The 18056-nt window shown below is 36.8% G+C and carries 13 protein-coding genes; 6 read left to right on the top strand and 7 right to left on the bottom strand.

Annotated elements, in window-relative coordinates:
- Positions 1–159: 159 nt before the first annotated feature.
- The 7 genes from H5084_RS09355 to malQ form a co-directional block, all read right to left on the bottom strand.
- A complete protein-coding gene (locus tag H5084_RS09355) occupies positions 160–1248 on the bottom strand; it encodes a DNA alkylation repair protein (protein WP_182690269.1) in 1089 nt (362 codons plus the stop codon).
- Positions 1249–1521: 273 nt separating this feature from the next.
- On the bottom strand, positions 1522–2289 hold the full coding sequence (locus H5084_RS09350; protein ID WP_028867111.1) for a class II glutamine amidotransferase: 768 nt from the start codon (positions 2287–2289) through the stop codon (positions 1522–1524).
- Between the two features lie 8 nt (positions 2290–2297).
- Positions 2298–2873: a D-sedoheptulose 7-phosphate isomerase gene (gene lpcA / locus H5084_RS09345; RefSeq protein WP_182690268.1), complete on the bottom strand. Its 576-nt coding sequence runs from the start codon at positions 2871–2873 to the stop codon at positions 2298–2300.
- A gap of 518 nt (positions 2874–3391) precedes the next feature.
- Entirely contained in the window at positions 3392–3676 is a 285-nt protein-coding gene (locus H5084_RS09340) for a YeaC family protein (protein WP_182690267.1), read from the bottom strand.
- Between the two features lie 407 nt (positions 3677–4083).
- Positions 4084–6165: a glycogen debranching protein GlgX gene (glgX, locus tag H5084_RS09335; protein WP_182690288.1), complete on the bottom strand. Its 2082-nt coding sequence runs from the start codon at positions 6163–6165 to the stop codon at positions 4084–4086.
- 15 nt (positions 6166–6180) lie between these two features.
- Positions 6181–8394: a 1,4-alpha-glucan branching protein GlgB gene (glgB, locus tag H5084_RS09330; protein WP_182690287.1), complete on the bottom strand. Its 2214-nt coding sequence runs from the start codon at positions 8392–8394 to the stop codon at positions 6181–6183.
- A 149-nt stretch (positions 8395–8543) separates the two neighbouring features.
- A complete protein-coding gene (gene malQ, locus H5084_RS09325) occupies positions 8544–10736 on the bottom strand; it encodes a 4-alpha-glucanotransferase (protein ID WP_182690266.1) in 2193 nt (730 codons plus the stop codon).
- Positions 10737–11039: 303 nt separating this feature from the next.
- On the opposite strand from malQ, the gene H5084_RS09320 reads away from it, so the two are divergent.
- From H5084_RS09320 to H5084_RS09295, 6 genes are all read left to right on the top strand, one after another.
- Positions 11040–11933, top strand: coding sequence for a D-hexose-6-phosphate mutarotase (locus H5084_RS09320; protein ID WP_182690265.1), 894 nt, complete (start codon positions 11040–11042; stop codon positions 11931–11933).
- Between the two features lie 354 nt (positions 11934–12287).
- Positions 12288–13280 carry a type I glyceraldehyde-3-phosphate dehydrogenase gene (gene gap, locus H5084_RS09315; RefSeq protein ID WP_028867118.1) on the top strand — a complete coding sequence of 331 codons (993 nt, stop codon included), beginning with the start codon at positions 12288–12290 and terminating at the stop codon, positions 13278–13280.
- Between the two features lie 865 nt (positions 13281–14145).
- The gene (gene sbcB / locus H5084_RS09310) at positions 14146–15576 is read left to right on the top strand and encodes an exodeoxyribonuclease I (protein ID WP_182690264.1); all 1431 of its coding nucleotides are present in this window, start codon (positions 14146–14148) and stop codon (positions 15574–15576) included.
- An 88-nt stretch (positions 15577–15664) separates the two neighbouring features.
- The gene (locus tag H5084_RS09305) at positions 15665–16255 is read left to right on the top strand and encodes a hypothetical protein (protein WP_028867120.1); all 591 of its coding nucleotides are present in this window, start codon (positions 15665–15667) and stop codon (positions 16253–16255) included.
- Between the two features lie 136 nt (positions 16256–16391).
- The gene (gene cysK / locus H5084_RS09300) at positions 16392–17357 is read left to right on the top strand and encodes a cysteine synthase A (protein WP_028867121.1); all 966 of its coding nucleotides are present in this window, start codon (positions 16392–16394) and stop codon (positions 17355–17357) included.
- A gap of 399 nt (positions 17358–17756) precedes the next feature.
- A complete protein-coding gene (locus H5084_RS09295) occupies positions 17757–18014 on the top strand; it encodes an HPr family phosphocarrier protein (RefSeq protein ID WP_028867122.1) in 258 nt (85 codons plus the stop codon).
- Positions 18015–18056: the final 42 nt, after the last annotated feature.

Genomic DNA, 18056 nt, shown 5'->3' with positions numbered 1-18056 from the left:
ACTCACGCAAGGCTAATTATCCACTGTTGCGCATTTAAGCTCATTATTACGGTCTGAAAAGTTCGCTTTGTATGGTATTCGATCAGATAAGTGCAGTAGCGTTTAACAAAACGTACTTAGATCACAATTCTACAGAAGTGACGACATTTTAATACTTCTTTAACCAGCTAACATAAAATCAATAGCAGCTAATTGCACACCATTAACTAAGATGGCAACACTATGTTGACCACTGTAATATTGTCTTGTAGAGATTTTTTTAAAGCTAAAAGATTTGCTGATCGGCTTGTTATTTTTGTTGATAACCGCCTCGGATAGTTGAAATATTTTACGGGCTTGTTGTCCATTTTTTTTCATGAAATCAATGGCAAATTCGATCCTTAATTTATTCAAGGGTAAGGATTTCTGATGTGTTAAAAGGCAAGAAAAAGTAAAAACTTCTCCTATCGATACGACTTTATCAGCTTTAAAATCAAATACTTCAACATGCACTGGAGGTAAATAACCAAATAATGCCAATGCAGATGGGTGTGCTTGCTTTAATAAGCTTCGACAGGCGTGTTTTACTAAACGTTTTGTCTCTGTAGTTTCACTTTCAGCTAACCACTGTTGTGCTAAGTTAACCACAATTAAAGGGTGATCCTTGGCAATATCATTGAGGTTATTAGCCACACTTCGTCGTACATATTCGCTATCGTCATTTTTTAATGCATCTAAAACCGGCAAGATGAAACTGGGATCTTTTTTAAATTCAGGTAAAGCCATTGCCCAAGGTAATCGAGGTCGACACCCTTCCGATGCTAAACGACGTATATGACGATCGTCACTATTACACCATGTTAATAAGACAGATTGCATTTGTTGTGGATATTGGACAATAAAAGGTCGTACCGCGAACTCGGCACTTGCAAACTGGGTTATATAAGAGAGTGCATCAATTGAGGCTGAAAATTCATGCAATCCGTAGCATTCAACAAAAGCAGGAATAAACATGCCTTCGTAACCTGTAAAATAAGGCGCTATTTGTTTAATAACCGCTAAGCTTTGTAAGTAATCAAGCTCAATAAAGAGGTTCAGTTGTTGTGCAAGGTGTAAAGTCCGTGCTTTGAGCTCTTTATCTATCCACTCTTCGTTAAACACCGCTTCGATAAATTGTTTTTTTTGCAATAATGGATAACTGTTTTCAACAACATCAGCTAGGTGAGAAATATAATTTAGGTTATATACATCTTTTAATAAAGCAGCCATGTTGTTCCTATTTTTAGTCAGTTGTTTAGTAGATGAGTTGTTTAGTAGATAAGTTGGTTAATAGACTACCGATTAAGTAAATAAGTAAGCGGAGATAGTTAGCATCGAATTGAGAAGTGACTAATCGCCAACTGATAGGTTTAAGATTTTACTGAGCTCACCATCATAAAAAAATGAATGGGATATTTACCAGCTTAAAGGCATAAATAATAGAGATGATAACGGGAATGAGTAATGAGATCATTTTATTAAAGTCCATGACCTCATTATTGATTACAAAATTAACTCTCCAAAATGGAAAACACAGAACTGCCCTGTTTCCATTTTATTCCATGCTTCGTCTTTAGTGAGTGGACGAGTTGCGATCACGGTAACAATATCACTGTCAGAAGTTTCCTCTTGAAAGTCAACGATCATATCTTCATCGATTAACTGTGCCTTACCAAAAGGAGCACGTCGTGTTATCCAGTGTAAATTATTAGTGCAGTAACACATCACATATTGGCCGTCGCTCAACAACATATTAAAAACACCTAATGCTCTTAATTGATCCGCATAACTGGCTATTTTTTTGAAGATTAATCGCATATCAGTCGGTTGCTCAGGAAAGTCTTGATGTAGCTTGTGCAAAATCCAACAAAAGGCCCGTTCACTGTCTGTTTCACCAACAGGGCAAGCATGCCCCATTTCTAGACTTTCGTACCCCGTAAGTTGGCCATTATGCGCATAAGTCCAATTACGTCCCCATAGCTCGCGAATAAACGGATGTGTATTTTCTAAATTAACACCACCACGATTTGCTTGACGAATATGGCTGATCACCGATTTACTTTTAATCGGGTATTTTTTAACAAGTTCTGCAATTTTAGAATCACAACTAGGGTTGGGATCTTTAAAACTGCGACAGCCTTTGCCCTCATAAAAGGTGATCCCCCACCCATCTTTATGAGGTCCAGTTGCTCCACCTCGTTTCACTAACCCACTAAAACTAAAACAAATATCAGTTGGGACATTGGCACTCATGCCTAATAATTCGCACATTGTTTAACCTAAGCCATTTTCTTTTCAATTAAATAGATCAAAATATGAATGATCTTAATATGTATTTCTTGAATACGATCAGCATAACCAAAGTGTGGCACTCGAATCTCAACATCCGCAAGACCCGCCATTTTTCCACCGTCTTTACCGGTCAATGCAATGACTTTAATACCTTTACTTTTTGCCACATCAATGGCCTTTAGAATATTGGTCGAGTTACCACTGGTCGATAAACAGAATAATACGTCCCCAGCACGCCCAACACCTTCTAAATAGCGTGCAAATATTTGTTCAAAACCATAGTCATTGCCTACACAGGAGATATGACTGGCATCTGAAATTGCAATCGCTGGGTATGATGGACGATGTTCACGATAGCGACCTGTTAATTCTTCTGCAAAATGCATGGCATCACAATGAGAGCCGCCGTTACCACAAGCTAATACTTTTCCATCACTTTTAAAAGCATCTGCTAGTAATGAAGCTGCATCTTCAATATGTTGTAAGTTTTGTTGTTCCGAAAGAAATGCGGTTAACACCTGTTGAGCTTCTTGTAGCTCATCTTTAATAATCGATAAATTCATAGTACCTACTTAATTGGATTGATTGATAATCATCAGATCAGAAAACGTAACCATCAATATTTTATTAATTTATATTTTTTAACTTACGAGTAAGCGCTCGTATTTCTCCATGATACTGTGAGATGCAAAGTCAGCAAGGAAAATCTACATCCACAACCGACGCGACCAGTATATTATTGAACTAAAATCGCGAGTTGTTATATTCCCATCTTACTTCAAAGTGTTTTGTCAGGCAGGAACTCGAATATCAAAGCAAGTCACCATATCAAGTAATGAACTGCCCTTTTTGATTATTGCAACAGAGCATGGTATTTGAGCACGTGCCCCGTAGGGCAAGATAAACATCACTAATTTGAGTTGTTATAAACTTGCTATGTAGAATAATTAGCACCAGTATGATCTCTTTTAATCATTGTAGCGATACAGGAATAACCAGTGAATCTCTCGAAAGCTCAATGTTATGCCTATCACCTTAACGCTTGTTTTCCTTGCAGACTTTACACTTTGAAGTATCGCGGTTATAAATTAATTAAATGTACTTCGTCAGTTTCAGTCGCTTTGGCGAATTGATTTTTTAATACTTTTTTTGATTCCATATAAATTTCACCATTTTGAGCAATGGTGAAATGGTCCGGCTCGACATTAAACTCTTTTTGGTAAGCCATCACCAATTGTAGGGAGTGAGCTTTTTGCTCCTCGGTGAGTGGTGCGCCATCTAACCACTTCCCAGTTTCTACGGCTGTTTTTAGCTTTTCATAAAGCTCTGAAGATATATTTTTTGCATACTCATTGATATTTGACACAGACTTTACCCGTAACTAGTTTAGTAATGTGCAGCAAGTATATTTATTTACTTAAAATTATCTAGTGATGATTACGCAAGCATTAGTTTTTTTGCCATTGATCGGCTTTTATGACCAACAGACGTCGAATAATAAGCGTAATAAAAGCGTGTTGGGCTGTGAAGAGAATCTAAAAATAATAAAGGAGATAGGGATAAAGGAGATGCTCTGCGGCAAGTTATATTCAATAAATCAATGAAATTTATGACGATCAAAAACGCCTTAAACTTCAAGTCATCTATTACTAATAATCTAAAAAGTAATAAGATAAAAAATGTTTAAGGCATTTTTATAAATATCTAGCTGTTATAAATATCTAGTTTTTATAAATAGCAGGGCTGCCATAATAAGACTTTATTTTTTAGCTATTAATCTCTTAATTTAGCTTTAAATAATAAAATAGAGTGTGCTTTTGCAAATACAGGGCTCACTACTTTTTTAGGGTCTTCAATCAACTCACCACTAGGGCAATTAGTATCCATCACTTCATACCAATCTTTATTGTTAGGTAATTCTGGAAGTTGACAAGCAATTTGATAGGTTGATGCATTTAAGATTAAATGCCAATGCTCACCAGCAGGATCCGCTTCCTTTAACTCTACGGCAATCGCTTGTGAGTTAGAGGCATGCCAATCAGATTGTTCCATCACATAACCATCCGGGTGATACCATTGTACTTGATCACTGACAGACTTATCGTCATTTAATATTAAATCACCAAATAAACGAGAACTCTTACGTAATGCGATCAATTGAGAAGTAAATTTAAATAAGGCTAAGTCCGCTTTACTTTGGTCCCAGTTAATCCAACTAATTTGGTTATCTTGACAATAAGCATTATTGTTACCCGATTGATGGTTACCCATCTCGTCACCGGATAAAAAATGCGGTGTGCCTTGAGATAAAAATAATGTCGCAATCATGTTACGTTTTTGCTGTTGTCTTAATGTGTTGATGCGCGCATCTTTAGTTGGACCTTCACAGCCATAATTAGCTGATAAGTTATGGCCATGACCATCTCGATTGTTTTCACCATTGTCTTGATTATGACGATCTTGAAAGGAAACCATATCATCCAAAGTAAACCCATCATGATAACAAATATAGTTAACACTAGTGGTATTACTACGCAGCCCAATAGGAAAGAAATCATGTGACCCTAGAAGACGCATTGCCACTTCAGAGACGATCCCCGTATCACCACGCCAAAAAGAACGCATGGTATCGCGATAACGATCATTACACTCTTTCCATTGTTCAGGAAATGCACCTAAACGGTATCCTCCTGGTCCAATATCCCAAGGTTCTGCAATCAAAATCACATCACTTAACACAGGATCTTGTAATAACGCTTTAAAAAAGGCACTTCGTTCTGTAAAACCTTGTGCTTCTCGCGCTAAGGTAACCGCCAAGTCAAATCTAAAGCCATCCACTTGCATTTCTGTTACCCAGTAACGTAATGCATCCATAGTGATCTTTAATGACCAACTAAAATCTAAATTAACCGTGTTACCACAACCAGAGTGATTGCTGTATCGCTGATAATCAAGCCCCATCTTACTGTTTTCAAAAGTATAATATTGTTTATTATCAAAGCCTTTAAAACTCAGAATTAAACCATCACTACCTGATTCTGCAGTATGATTAAAAACAACATCTAAAATAACTTCAATGTTAGCGGCATGAAGCTCACGCACCATGGTTTTGAACTCAGTTACCGCATCATATTGGGCATAACGTGTTTCAGGTGCAAAGAAGTTGATTGGGTTGTATCCCCAATAATTGGTCAACCCTAAGTCTTTTAAACGTGGTTCACTGACAAAACTAAACACTGGCATTATTTGTAAACTGGTCACGCCAAGAGATTGGTAATGTTTGATGCTTTCAGGATGTGATAAGCCTAGATATTTGCCGCGCATTGGCAAAGGAATATTAGGGTTGGTGCGTGTAAAACCTTTAGTATGCACTTCGTATAAAATACGATGTTGTTCTTCTATTGCTGGTTTTTCAACATTTTTCCAATCAAAATCATCAGAAATAACTACTGATTTAGCTACATATTTATCATTATAATCGCTTTGTGATTGAACAAAGCTGTGTTGAATTTTACTTAAGCATTTGGTGTATGGATCAATTAATAAATTTTTATCATTGAATAACAGCCCTTTTTTAGGTTGATACTCACCGTGGACACGGTAACCATACATCTGTCCCGCCGTTATACCTTCTAAATAAATATGCCAAAGATGTGAATGAGTAGGCGTGAGAAAGTAACTATCAATTTGATTTTCATTTTTATCAAATAGACATAATTCAACACGCTTTCCTTCTTGGCAATGCACAGAGAAGTTGCAACCTTGTTTGTCTAGGGTCGCTCCTAACGGATAGTTCTTTCCCGTAAAACTAACAAATAGATGCTGTTTAGCACCTATTTGTGTAGCCAATTCCATTTTAGTTCCTGACACTTACGATCCTTTTTTCTTCAAGTACACTGTCGATAATGGAGGTAAGTTTAACACAATAGAATGATCTTTACCCTGCCATGGGTAATCTTCGCTATTAAAGGTACCCATTTGGTCTCCCATTTGGTAATTACTACCCCAATAATATTCACTATCAGTATTTAGAACGACTTCGTACTGCCCTGCTTCATCGACGGGTAAACGGTAGCGTTCACGTGGTACAGGGGTAAAGTTACTAACACAGATAACATGTTCTGTTTTAGTAATATTATAACGAATAAACGAAACAACACTATTTTCACCATCACTGTGGTCTAACCAAGCAAATCCTTGTGGTTCATAGTCAGATTCATACATAGCACTATGACTTTTATAAAAATGGTTCAAATCACAAATAAGTTGTTTTTGCCCTTTATGTTTATCATAAGCTAATAGGTCCCAATCTAAACTTTGGTTATGGTTCCATTCACGAGCTTGCGCGATCTCCCCGCCCATAAAGTTTAATTTTTTACCTGGGTGACCGTACATATACCCCATATAAGCACGTAAGTTAGCAGCACCTTGCCATTCATCACCTGGCATTTTTTCTAACATACTTTTTTTACCATGTACCACTTCATCGTGCGAAATTGGTAAAACAAAATGCTCATTGTAATGATAAACCATCGCAAAGGTCATTTCATGGTGATGATATTTACGGTACATTGGATCTTGCTGCATATAACTTAATGTATCGTGCATCCACCCCATATTCCATTTGAAACCAAATCCAAGTCCACCATCAAAAGTAGGTTTTGAAACACCAGAGAAAGCAGTCGATTCTTCAGCAATCGTCATTGCGTGAGGATATTGTTTATAAACTTCTTCGTTAAACCATTTTAATAAGCTGATCGCTTCATAGTTATGATTACCACCATCAACGTTCGGTACCCACTCACCCTCTTCACGCGAGTAATCCCAATACAACATAGAGGCAACAGCATCAACACGTAAGCCATCAACATGGAACTTATCAAGCCAAATTAAAGCGCTGGCAACTAAGAATTGACGCACATTGTCACGACCAAAGTCATAGATATAAGAATTCCAATCTGGATGCCAACCACGACGTGGATCTTCATATTCATAAAGTGGAGTCCCATCGAAGCGAGCTAATCCATGCGGGTCCGAAGGAAAATGCGCAGGTACCCAATCAACAATCACGCCGATACCAGCCTGGTGACATTGATCAATGAAGAATTTAAGATCATCTGCATCGCCAAAACGACTGGTAGCAGCAAATAAACCAACCGGTTGATATCCCCACGAGCCATCAAAAGGGAACTCTGAAATGGGCAATACTTCTAAATGCGTGTATCCCATCTCAACAAGGTAAGGTAATAAATCATCCGTCAATTCACGATAGGTCAGCATACGTTCATGACCATTTTCATTTTTGCGTTTCCACGAGCCTAAGTGCACTTCATAGATACTCATAGCAGCATAGCGTTTATCACCTAGCTGCGAAGCGCGCCATGCATCGTCATTCCATTGATAAGCATTATGGTCAACTACAATGGATGAATGAGAAGGATATAATTCCGCTTGAAAACCTACTGGATCGGCTTTATGCGGTAAACGATTACCTAGTCCATCTTTCAGTTCAAACTTATAAGCACAACCAGCAGCTAAACCAGGAACAAATAATACCCAATGTCCACACCAACTGCGTTGCATAGGATTACGTTGACCATCCCAATGATTTTCATTTGAAATAAGACTTACGCTACTTGCATTGGGTGCATATACAATAAATCTAACACCGCTAACTTCAACACCGTCAACAGTCACTGTTTTTAATTGAGCGCCTAAGGTGTGGTAAACATTTTGTGGCGCTTCATGCAAAGTAGATAAACCATCAAATGCAATCTCATGAAACTGATACGGGTCTATAAATTGATGATTACCATTTTTGTATTCAGCATCTAACTGATAAACAAATTTATCGGTTACTTGTGGTAAGTTAATTTCAAATAAACCATCTTCGTAGACTTTTAATAATTCACCAGAAATGCCGCTATCATCTAGAGCAGAAAATGAAACTGAAGTCGCATCGGGTAGCCAAGCGCGTAACAGGAAACCATCACTAATTGGATTTTTAATTAACCCTAATTGCTCAAAAGGATTCGCTAATCGAGCTTCTTTAAGTGATCCTAAAAGTTCATGCTTTAATGGCATCGTTTTAATATTTGCAGGCTCTTTTGCAGCAACTACTTTTTTATCAGATGTTGCTTTTGCCGGTGATTTCTTTGGTGACACTTTCTTTGACGTTGTTTTTTTAGTCATTTTAAATACCTAATCCGAAGTTTATTTGGCCTAATGTCTGATTATTTAGATCTTGCTTCTGTCAAATCTTTCAATAAGCACTGAATAGCTGAGTCAGCAAAAATAGCATCTAAATTTTTAGATAATTTCCGTTGCCAGTTTTTATATTCATCGCTTGTGCCAGGCACATTAACTGGTTGATCCATTTCTAAAAAATCTTCTAGCTGCAAACTTAACAATGAAGCACTGCCCGCCGCAAGGTGTTTTTGTAATGCAAAGTTCAATACTTGATCCATGCCTGTTGTATTAGCATCTCGGTTGTAATTTTCTGGCAAACTACCATGTCCATGTAAGCTATCGAGAATCTGTTGTTTGCACTCTACACGATCGTGAAACAGCTTTTCCAAAACAGCAGGGTCAGGGTATAAGCCTAATTTTTTGCCTAAATATAGATCTTCACAATGCCAGTACCCTTTAATCGTTGGCATATCATGGGTTGATAACGTAGCCATTGCTTGTTGAATATAATGAGATGGAGATAGAAAACCACCATCTTCAGCTTGCTCAAAGAAAAATACTTTATAAGAATAAACGCCAGCTTCTTTGAGTAATTCATCCATACCATCTGGAACAGTACCTAAATCTTCACCTATCACTAGGCATTGATTACGCACACTTTCTAATGCCAATAAATTTAGCATGTCATAAATATTGTAATAAATATAAGCACCACAACCTGCAGGCGCTCCTTCAGGAACCCACCAAAGTCTTAATAGAGCCATCACATGGTCAATACGTAATGCACCACAATGACTCATATTTGATTGTAATAACTCAATAAAAGGTTGATAACCAGATTCATATAACTTATCGGGAGAGAGCGGAGGTAATCCCCAACTTTGACCTAAAGGACCTAAAATATCAGGTGGAGCACCAATACTAATATTCTCATAATAGAATTCATGATTAGCCCATATTTCACTACTATTTTTGCTTACGCCAACGGCTAGATCACGATAAATACCCAGCGTCATACCTAATGATTTTGCAAGCTCATCAGCTTCTGCTAATTGCGTTTCAGTAAGCCATTGGCAATAACACCAAAATAAAATTTCAGATTCATTTTCTGAGCACCATTGTTGGGTTTCTGGTGTAGAGAATGATTGGAAACCTTCCGGCCATACAGGCCATCCCCAAGCTTGTTCGTTTTCAGCTAAAAATTTAAACTGCAAAGCATCATAAGCTGCTTGCTGCTTTAATGACTCGCCTTTTTGTTGCACAAACTCAGTAAGCTCTTGTAAACGTTTATTATTTTTTGGTTTGCCATCGTTTAAAGTTGCAAACAAATCACGTAATGCACTCAACTTTAAAGCAGTAACATTCTCGTAATCTACCCACTCAACCGCACGTAGTGAATTTAATTTCTGCTGAAAATCACTGCTTGCTAATTTATCTTTCAACGCTTTGCAATGTTCAAACTCGGGAACGGCATGAATATCGGTATATAGAATATTTAACCACTTACGTGATGAAGGGCTATAGGGACTTGCATTATTAGGTTGTGCAGGGCTAAGTGCATGAATTGGGTTTAAGCCGATAAAATCGCCACCGCTTTGTGCCGTTTTAGTTAATAATGATTTCAAATCTGAAAAATCACCAATACCCCAGTTGTTTTGACTTTTTAAACAATATAGTTGAACACTGGTGCCCCATAGCTTTTTACCTTCTTGCATCGCCTTCGGCGTAAAACAAGCACTTGGAGTAACAATGAAAGACATGTTGGCTAATGGTTCATCGTTACCTTCTTCCAATAGAATGAGTTGGTGATAACCGATTGCTAATTCAGTTGGTAAAGTCACTTGATATAATTGAAACTCAACGTCAGCTATATCTTTATTACCTAACAGCGGAAAATCTGTTGCAGTAATTGCTGTGTCTATTTGCAGACCATCTTCCGTGATGATTCTGTAAATAAGCGGATCAGTAACAAAATCGATAGGCAGATGTACTTCAAGTTGATATTGCGATGCCTGTTGTTGCACTGAGACAGGAGCGAGTAACCTCAGCCAATGTTGTGTTTCTTGTTCTTCATAATGCACTGATAGTGCTTGTTCATCTGAAGCATCAAACCCCATATGATTAATAATATTTTTAATATTTTCATCAAGAACAATTGCAGGCGCTCCCCACGCATCAACAAAATTTGGATCAATCCCTTTCAATTGCATAAACGACTCTAATGCAGAACTATTCATAAAACACCTATGTATGGTTAATTTATCGCTAGATTTTAATATTAAAAATGAATATGTAACAAAATAGACAAAATTTATAACGAATTCATCAGTGGATGATAACTTAATCAAATAGTTATTTTACTAAAAATATTAAATCTCATGCATGTTTATAATTTATTTTTCAAAACCATATCAAAATTTCGTTCACTTTTATATTAACAAGCCTCGCTAATGATTTAGCTCACTAATTTAAATAAACAATATAGTAGAATGGATAAAACATAACTGAACTTCATACAATTCATGACATAGGGAACAAAAATGATTTCACATTTGAGACTTAACACAACAAAAACCCTCTCTGAACAGATTTCACTTCAAGTGGACAGTAAAGGCTTTGAGTTTATTATTATTAATCACCCTAAATTTGATGCTGCATTTACTTTACATGGCGCACATTTAATTCATTTCCAAGTAAAACAACAAGCGCCGCTTATTTATTTAAGTAAAACAGCTTTATTTGATGATAAAAAAGCAATTCGAGGTGGTGTGCCAGTTTGTTGGCCTTGGTTTGGTAATACCGAAGAAAGTCTTAGCAAAAAATTACCTGGACATGGTTTTGCTCGTATCAGTAAATGGGAAATGTCTATTGTTAGTGAAACATCTGAAGGCATTGATCTAGCGTTTACACTATCAGCTAATGGAACGACTAAAGCGATCTGGGATCATGACTTCACATTAACCCTAAAAGCGTCTTTATCGGACCATGTTGAACTTTCACTTATTACCGAAAACACTGGTACCGAAACTTTCAAGTATGGCGGCGCGTTGCACTCTTACCTATGTGTTGCAGATATAACGCAAAGTTCTATAGAAGGTTTAGCCGCAACTTATACGGACTCATTGGACAGTGGCAAACAAAAAACAGCAGAGGCGGTATTAACAGTTAATGAACCGATTGATACTATTTACTCGGTTAATAACGGTGATGTGACTATTAATGACCTACAAAACCAACGCAAAATAACCGTTAATAATACGGGTAATGATTCTGTTGTAGTTTGGAATCCATGGATATCAGGATCAATTGCCTTTGCAGATATGCCTGATGATGGTTACCAAACAATGATGTGTATTGAATCAGCAATAACCTCAAAACAAGGTGTTTTGGTTGTACCTGGGGAGTCACACACACTAAAAACAGTCATAAAATAACTCACCGTTATTCAAAAAATGAAATTTACTGACAAAAAAAGAATAAAAAACACCAATATAGTGAAATAAAAGCAATCTTATTATTACAGTTAGGTATTGACTTATTGAAATCGCACTTTAATCATGGTTTTTCTTTATTTTCTCTAGAATTGCCCTTAATATGCTCGTGTAATTTAATTACTGTGATACCAGTTCAAAAAAACACACTAATTTTTAATTAAATACTTTTAATGATTTAATCAGACAAAAAATGTGTTTTCAGAGCTTATAACTTGACTAACATCAAGTCGTTGGCGTTTTGGACGCTTATAATGATGACAAGTTTAAAATCAAACCTCCATAAGGAACAATAAAATGACAATTAAAGTAGGTATTAACGGCTTCGGTCGTATCGGCCGTTTCGTATTCCGTGCATCATGTGAACGTGATGATATTCAAGTTGTTGCAATCAATGACTTAATCGACGTTGAATACATGGCTTACATGCTTAAATATGACTCAACTCACGGACGTTTCAACGGTACTGTTGAAGTTAAAGACGGTAACCTAATCGTAAATGGTAACACTGTACGTGTAACTGCAGAACGTAACCCTGAAGATCTAAAATGGGATGCTGCTGGTGTTGACGTAGTAGCTGAAGCAACTGGTCTTTTCCTTACTGACGAAACAGCTCGTAAGCATATCACTGCTGGCGCTAAAAAAGTTGTTTTAACTGGTCCTTCTGGTGACGTACCAATGTTCGTTAACGGTGTAAACTTTGCAAGTTACGCTGGTCAAGATATCGTTTCTAACGCTTCTTGTACTACTAACTGTTTAGCACCTGTTGCTAAAGTACTTAACGATAAATGGGGCATTGAATCTGGTCTTATGACTACTGTTCATGCAACAACTGCTACTCAAAAAACTGTTGACGGTCCTTCAATGAAAGACTGGCGTGGTGGTCGTGGTGCTTCTCAAAACATCATTCCATCTTCAACTGGTGCAGCTAAAGCTGTAGGTAAAGTTCTTCCTGAGCTAAACGGTCTTCTAACAGGTATGGCTTTCCGTGTACCAACTGCTAACGTTTCTGTTGTTGACTTAACTGTTAACCTTAAAACAGCAGCTACATACGAAGAAATTTGTGCAGCAATGAAAGCGGCTTCTGAAGGCGAAATGGCTGGTGTTCTTGGTTACACTGAAGATGCAGTTGTTTCAACTGACTTCAATGGTGAAACATTGACTTCAATCTTCGATGCTAAAGCTGGTGTTGCACTAACTGACAAATTCGTTAAAGTTGTATCTTGGTACGATAACGAAATCGGTTACTCAAACAAAGTTCTAGACTTAATCTCACTTATCTCTAAATAAGTTTAATTAGTCAGAATCATAAAGCCTGCCTAGTGCAGGTTTTTTTGTATCTGTAATTTGTGTTAAATCTATATCTTGGTAGCGCGACGAAATCAATCTGCATTAACATCCCTGCATAAAAAAAGAGCCAGACCTAATCTCACTGCATCAAAAAAGAACCAGGCCTAATCTCACTGCAATATCAAATGACACTAATAGCAACCTGGGTAAATGACTCCATAATTACTTAGATTGGTATAAATAGCGATCAACAAATGTATGGGGTTTAATCGTTCTTGTATCGGCTTAAAGCTGTGCTTACAATGTTTGAATCTAATACCAACACCGCAAACTAACCGATCAATATTGCAGCTTAAAATGCATCACTGCTGCGTTATAAATAATACAAAGACAACAGTCATTTAACGCTATTTCAGCTTTAAATTGACTCATTTTTCTGCACAATATTTGATCACACTGTTAATGGAGTAAATGGTATAAAACTTACTCGAATAACATTCATAACATATTATTTTTACCCCATTTTTTATATTTTAGACTAGGAAATGCATTCAAAAAGATAAATTGCATTGAGTGCTTTAACAACCAAACTGTAATTAACATACCAAAAGATGAAAGTCAGATCATAACAAGCAACATAAAAATAACATTTAGCAACATCTAATAACAGAATCGCTACTTTTTAGATCCATTTCCACGAATCATCAACAAAACCATCATATGCAAAGAGCACTGGCTTAATTGTATTGAAAAATGATTATTATTTCGTTAATACCTACTATTCAATCACATTCAGTTCAATTGATTCGCTTTTTAGGAGCAAATTAGCCACAATATGACAACTGAACATTTTGGATATAAGAATATGAATCAAGCATCTCCAAGCCTTTTTTGGCATGATTATGAAACATTTGGATTGAACCCTGGCACTGACCGCCCTTCTCAATTTGCAGGAATTCGAACGGATCTTGAATTAAATATTATCTCTGAACCTTATCAGTGGTATTGCCGTCCGCCGAATGATTACTTACCAGCACCAGAAGCCTGTTTAGTCACAGGAATAACGCCTCAACATGCATTGCAGCATGGTGAATTTGAAAATCAATTTATCTTTAATATTTTACAACAATTTCAACAACCGCAGACGTGTGTGGTTGGATACAATAATATCCGTTTTGATGATGAAGTAACTCGCTTTACGTTATACCGTAATTTTCACGATCCTTATCAGAGAGAATGGCAAAATGGCTGTTCACGTTGGGATATTATTGACATGGTACGTGCCTGTTATGCCCTTAGGCCGGAAGGGATTGAGTGGGTATTTGATGACAATGATGCGCCAAGCTTTAGATTAGAGTTATTAACTAAAGCAAATGATATCACTCATCAACAAGCACATGATGCAATGTCAGATGTTTATGCAACGATTGCCATGGCAAAACTGATCAAGGACACGCACCCTAAATTATACCAATATTGTTATAGCCTAAGACAAAAAAATAAAGTGTTGGAACAACTTAAACTCGGTACTTTTACACCGTTGGTACATATTTCCGGCATGTTTTCTGCGCTACAGGGTTGTTGTTCTTATATCCTGCCAATCGCACAGCACCCGACGAATAACAATGCAGTCATTGTGCTTGATTTAAACAAAGATATTTCACAATTGGACTCATTAACGGTAGAACAATTACAAGCCTATTTATATACTGCTACGGATGATTTACCTGAAGGTATTAATAGGCCCCCTATTAAGCTTATTCATATTAATAAATGCCCCATCGTTGCGAGTGCAAAAACATTGACCGCAGAAAGGGCTAAAGAGTTAGGCGTAGATGCAAAACAATGCCGTCTTTCTATGGATTTTTTCTCAGCAAACAGGCAGCTAGTAGAGAAGCTGATTGCAGTGTTTAATACTGAAGCCAAAATAAATGAAAATCAGCAGCCAGAGCAAAAACTCTATTCAGGTGGTTTTCCAACGGCTAATGATAAACAACAAGCAAAAACTATTTGTGCTCTTTCACCACAACAAATAATCAATCATGAAGTTAATTTTGACGACCCTAACTTGGCTGCACTTTGGTGGCGATATAAAGCGAGAAATTACCCACAAACGTTGACGATTGAAGAACAACAAAAGTGGGCTAGGCATCGTGAAGCTTATCTGATTGATCATACTAATGACTATGTAGAACGCCTTAATATCTTGGCGGTCGAGCATCAACACAGTGAAGAGAAGATAGAAATCTTACAAAAACTGGGACATTATCTAGAGTTTTTGAATGAAAATGGTTAAAAAATAGCAAAACTATTCTATAGTTTGTGTTTAATAGTAAAGTATGGCAATTGCGATTCTAGGATGAGAAGATCAAGGAGCGATCAAGTTGAGTAAGTGGTCTGGAATAAAGTTACTTTCAGTAAAATTAACGATATTGGTACTAAGTTGCTTAGTTGCTCCCAGTGTTAGTTTTGCTCAAGAGAATAACCAAAATCAACTGCAACTTGATTACCAGTTAAGCATGAATAAAGTTGATTTTTTGGATAAACCTTTCTCTTCATTTTATCACATCTCGGAAGCAACTTATCACTACCTCGATTCTGTATTCAGTGGCTTTTATCAACGTATCTCTTTCGAAACGTCTATCAAAGATAGTACCTTTAAAAAAAGTAAACAGTACGAAATAATTTCCGTTCCATTCATATCAACTAACAACCAATTAGTTCAGTTTGAGATCTTTGGTAAGTTGTCCGATCCTAATAACGATAATCGCCAAACTATGACTGCTGGCCGTACCTTGTATGAATATATTGAAAACTCCGAAGCGCTCGATATTTATAATAGTGAACTCTCTCTTGGAGCCGGTATTAGCTTTCAAACATCCCCTTACAGTAAAATCAAAGTATTGATTTCTAATAAGAACCTACCAGGTTATGGCACAAGCCAAGCTTTAATTGGTTTTGAATCACGTTTTTAGGCTACCTCACCCCTCTAAAATACAACTTATCTCAAAAACCTATATGGTATAACAAAATTTCACTTCCTCATTTACAAACATTGGATATGCTATCAATAACTAATTATTAAATAACCCAACGGATAGGAACATCATTATGAGCAAGATTTTTAGCGATAATTCACAAACCATCGGTCATACGCCGTTAGTACGTTTAAATAATGTGACTACAGGTAATGTATTTGTAAAGGTTGAAAGCCGCAACCCAAGTTTCAGCGTTAAAGATCGCATCGGCGCGAACATGATTGATGCAGCTGAAAAAGATGGCACATTAACTAAAGGCGTTGAATTAGTTGAAGCAACAAGTGGTAATACTGGTATCGCACTTGCATTTGTGGCTGCTGCACGTGGTTATAAAATCACACTAACAATGCCAAATACAATGAGTATTGAACGTCGTAAATTATTAAAAGCATTAGGCGCAAATCTAGTATTGACTGAAGGCGCACTAGGCATGAAAGGCGCAATCAATAAAGCTGAAGAATTAGCAGCGTCTGCACCAGGAAAATACTTAGTTTTACGTCAATTTGATAACCCTGCTAATCCACAAATCCACGAACAAACTACTGGCCCTGAAATTTGGAATGATACAGACGGTGAAATAGATGTATTTGTAGCAGGTGTGGGTACTGGTGGTACGATTTCTGGTGTTAGTCGCTACATCAAAGAAACACAAGGTAAAGCGATCATTAGTGTTGCAGTAGAACCAACAGATTCACCAGTAATATCTCAAACATTAGCTGGCGAAGAGATCAAACCAGGTCCGCATAAAATACAAGGTATTGGTGCAGGGTTTATTCCTAAAAACTTAGATATCTCATTAGTTGATAGAGCTGAAGCGGTAAGTAATGAAGATGCAATCGCAATGGCTCGACGACTAATGGAAGAAGAAGGTATTCTAGCGGGTATTTCTTCAGGCGCCGCAGTTGTTGCTGCCGCTCGATTGGCTGCAGAGCCTGAATTTAAAGATAAAAACATTGTTGTTATTTTACCTAGTTCGGGTGAACGTTATTTATCGACTGCACTTTTTGCAGGTCTTTTTGACGGCGAAAACTTCGCATAAAACGTCGCATAAATGTTATTTTATGATTTTATAAAGGTACTTTAAGTACCTTTATTTTTTACTACCGAGATCCTAACTGCTTGCGTAGGACAAAAAACATACAAATACACGAATAATACCCTATTTTCATCACCTATATAGAGAAAGTCATTGACCTAACCCGTCTTATTTAGGATCATAAAGATCGATATAGATTGTTATAGTTACATAAAACTGAATAAAAAATTGAGTAAATCTGAAAGCTATTATTTATTCAAACAAATATTGACCTATGTCTAAACTTTCTTGTCGTTTTTTATGTTTAATCAGTTTGTTATTACAATTTACTTCAGCTAATAACAATTAATTGCATTAGATTAATTGTTATTATTACCATTTAAACTTAATTAAGGTTCTCTCATGTATCAAAAAACAGTAACTATCACTGCGCCAAATGGCCTTCATACTCGTCCTGCTGCACAATTTGTTAAAGAAGCAAAATCATTTGCATCTGACATTTCTGTTGAAGTTGGCGCCAAATCTGCAAGTGCTAAAAGCCTTTTCAAACTACAAACTTTAGGTTTAACTCAAGGTACATCTGTAAATATCAAAGCTGAAGGCGCAGACGAACAAAAAGCTGTTGATACTTTAGTTGAATTAATGGCAACTTTAGTTTAATTCAAAACATCTTTTATTAGATCAAATTCAGTAGTTTTTTAA

Source organism: Psychromonas sp. SR45-3 (genome assembly GCF_014163575.1).
GTDB lineage: Bacteria > Pseudomonadota > Gammaproteobacteria > Enterobacterales > Psychromonadaceae > Psychromonas > Psychromonas arctica.
Note: the sequence above shows the minus strand (reverse complement) of the source record. Positions and strands in the feature narration are given on the sequence as shown.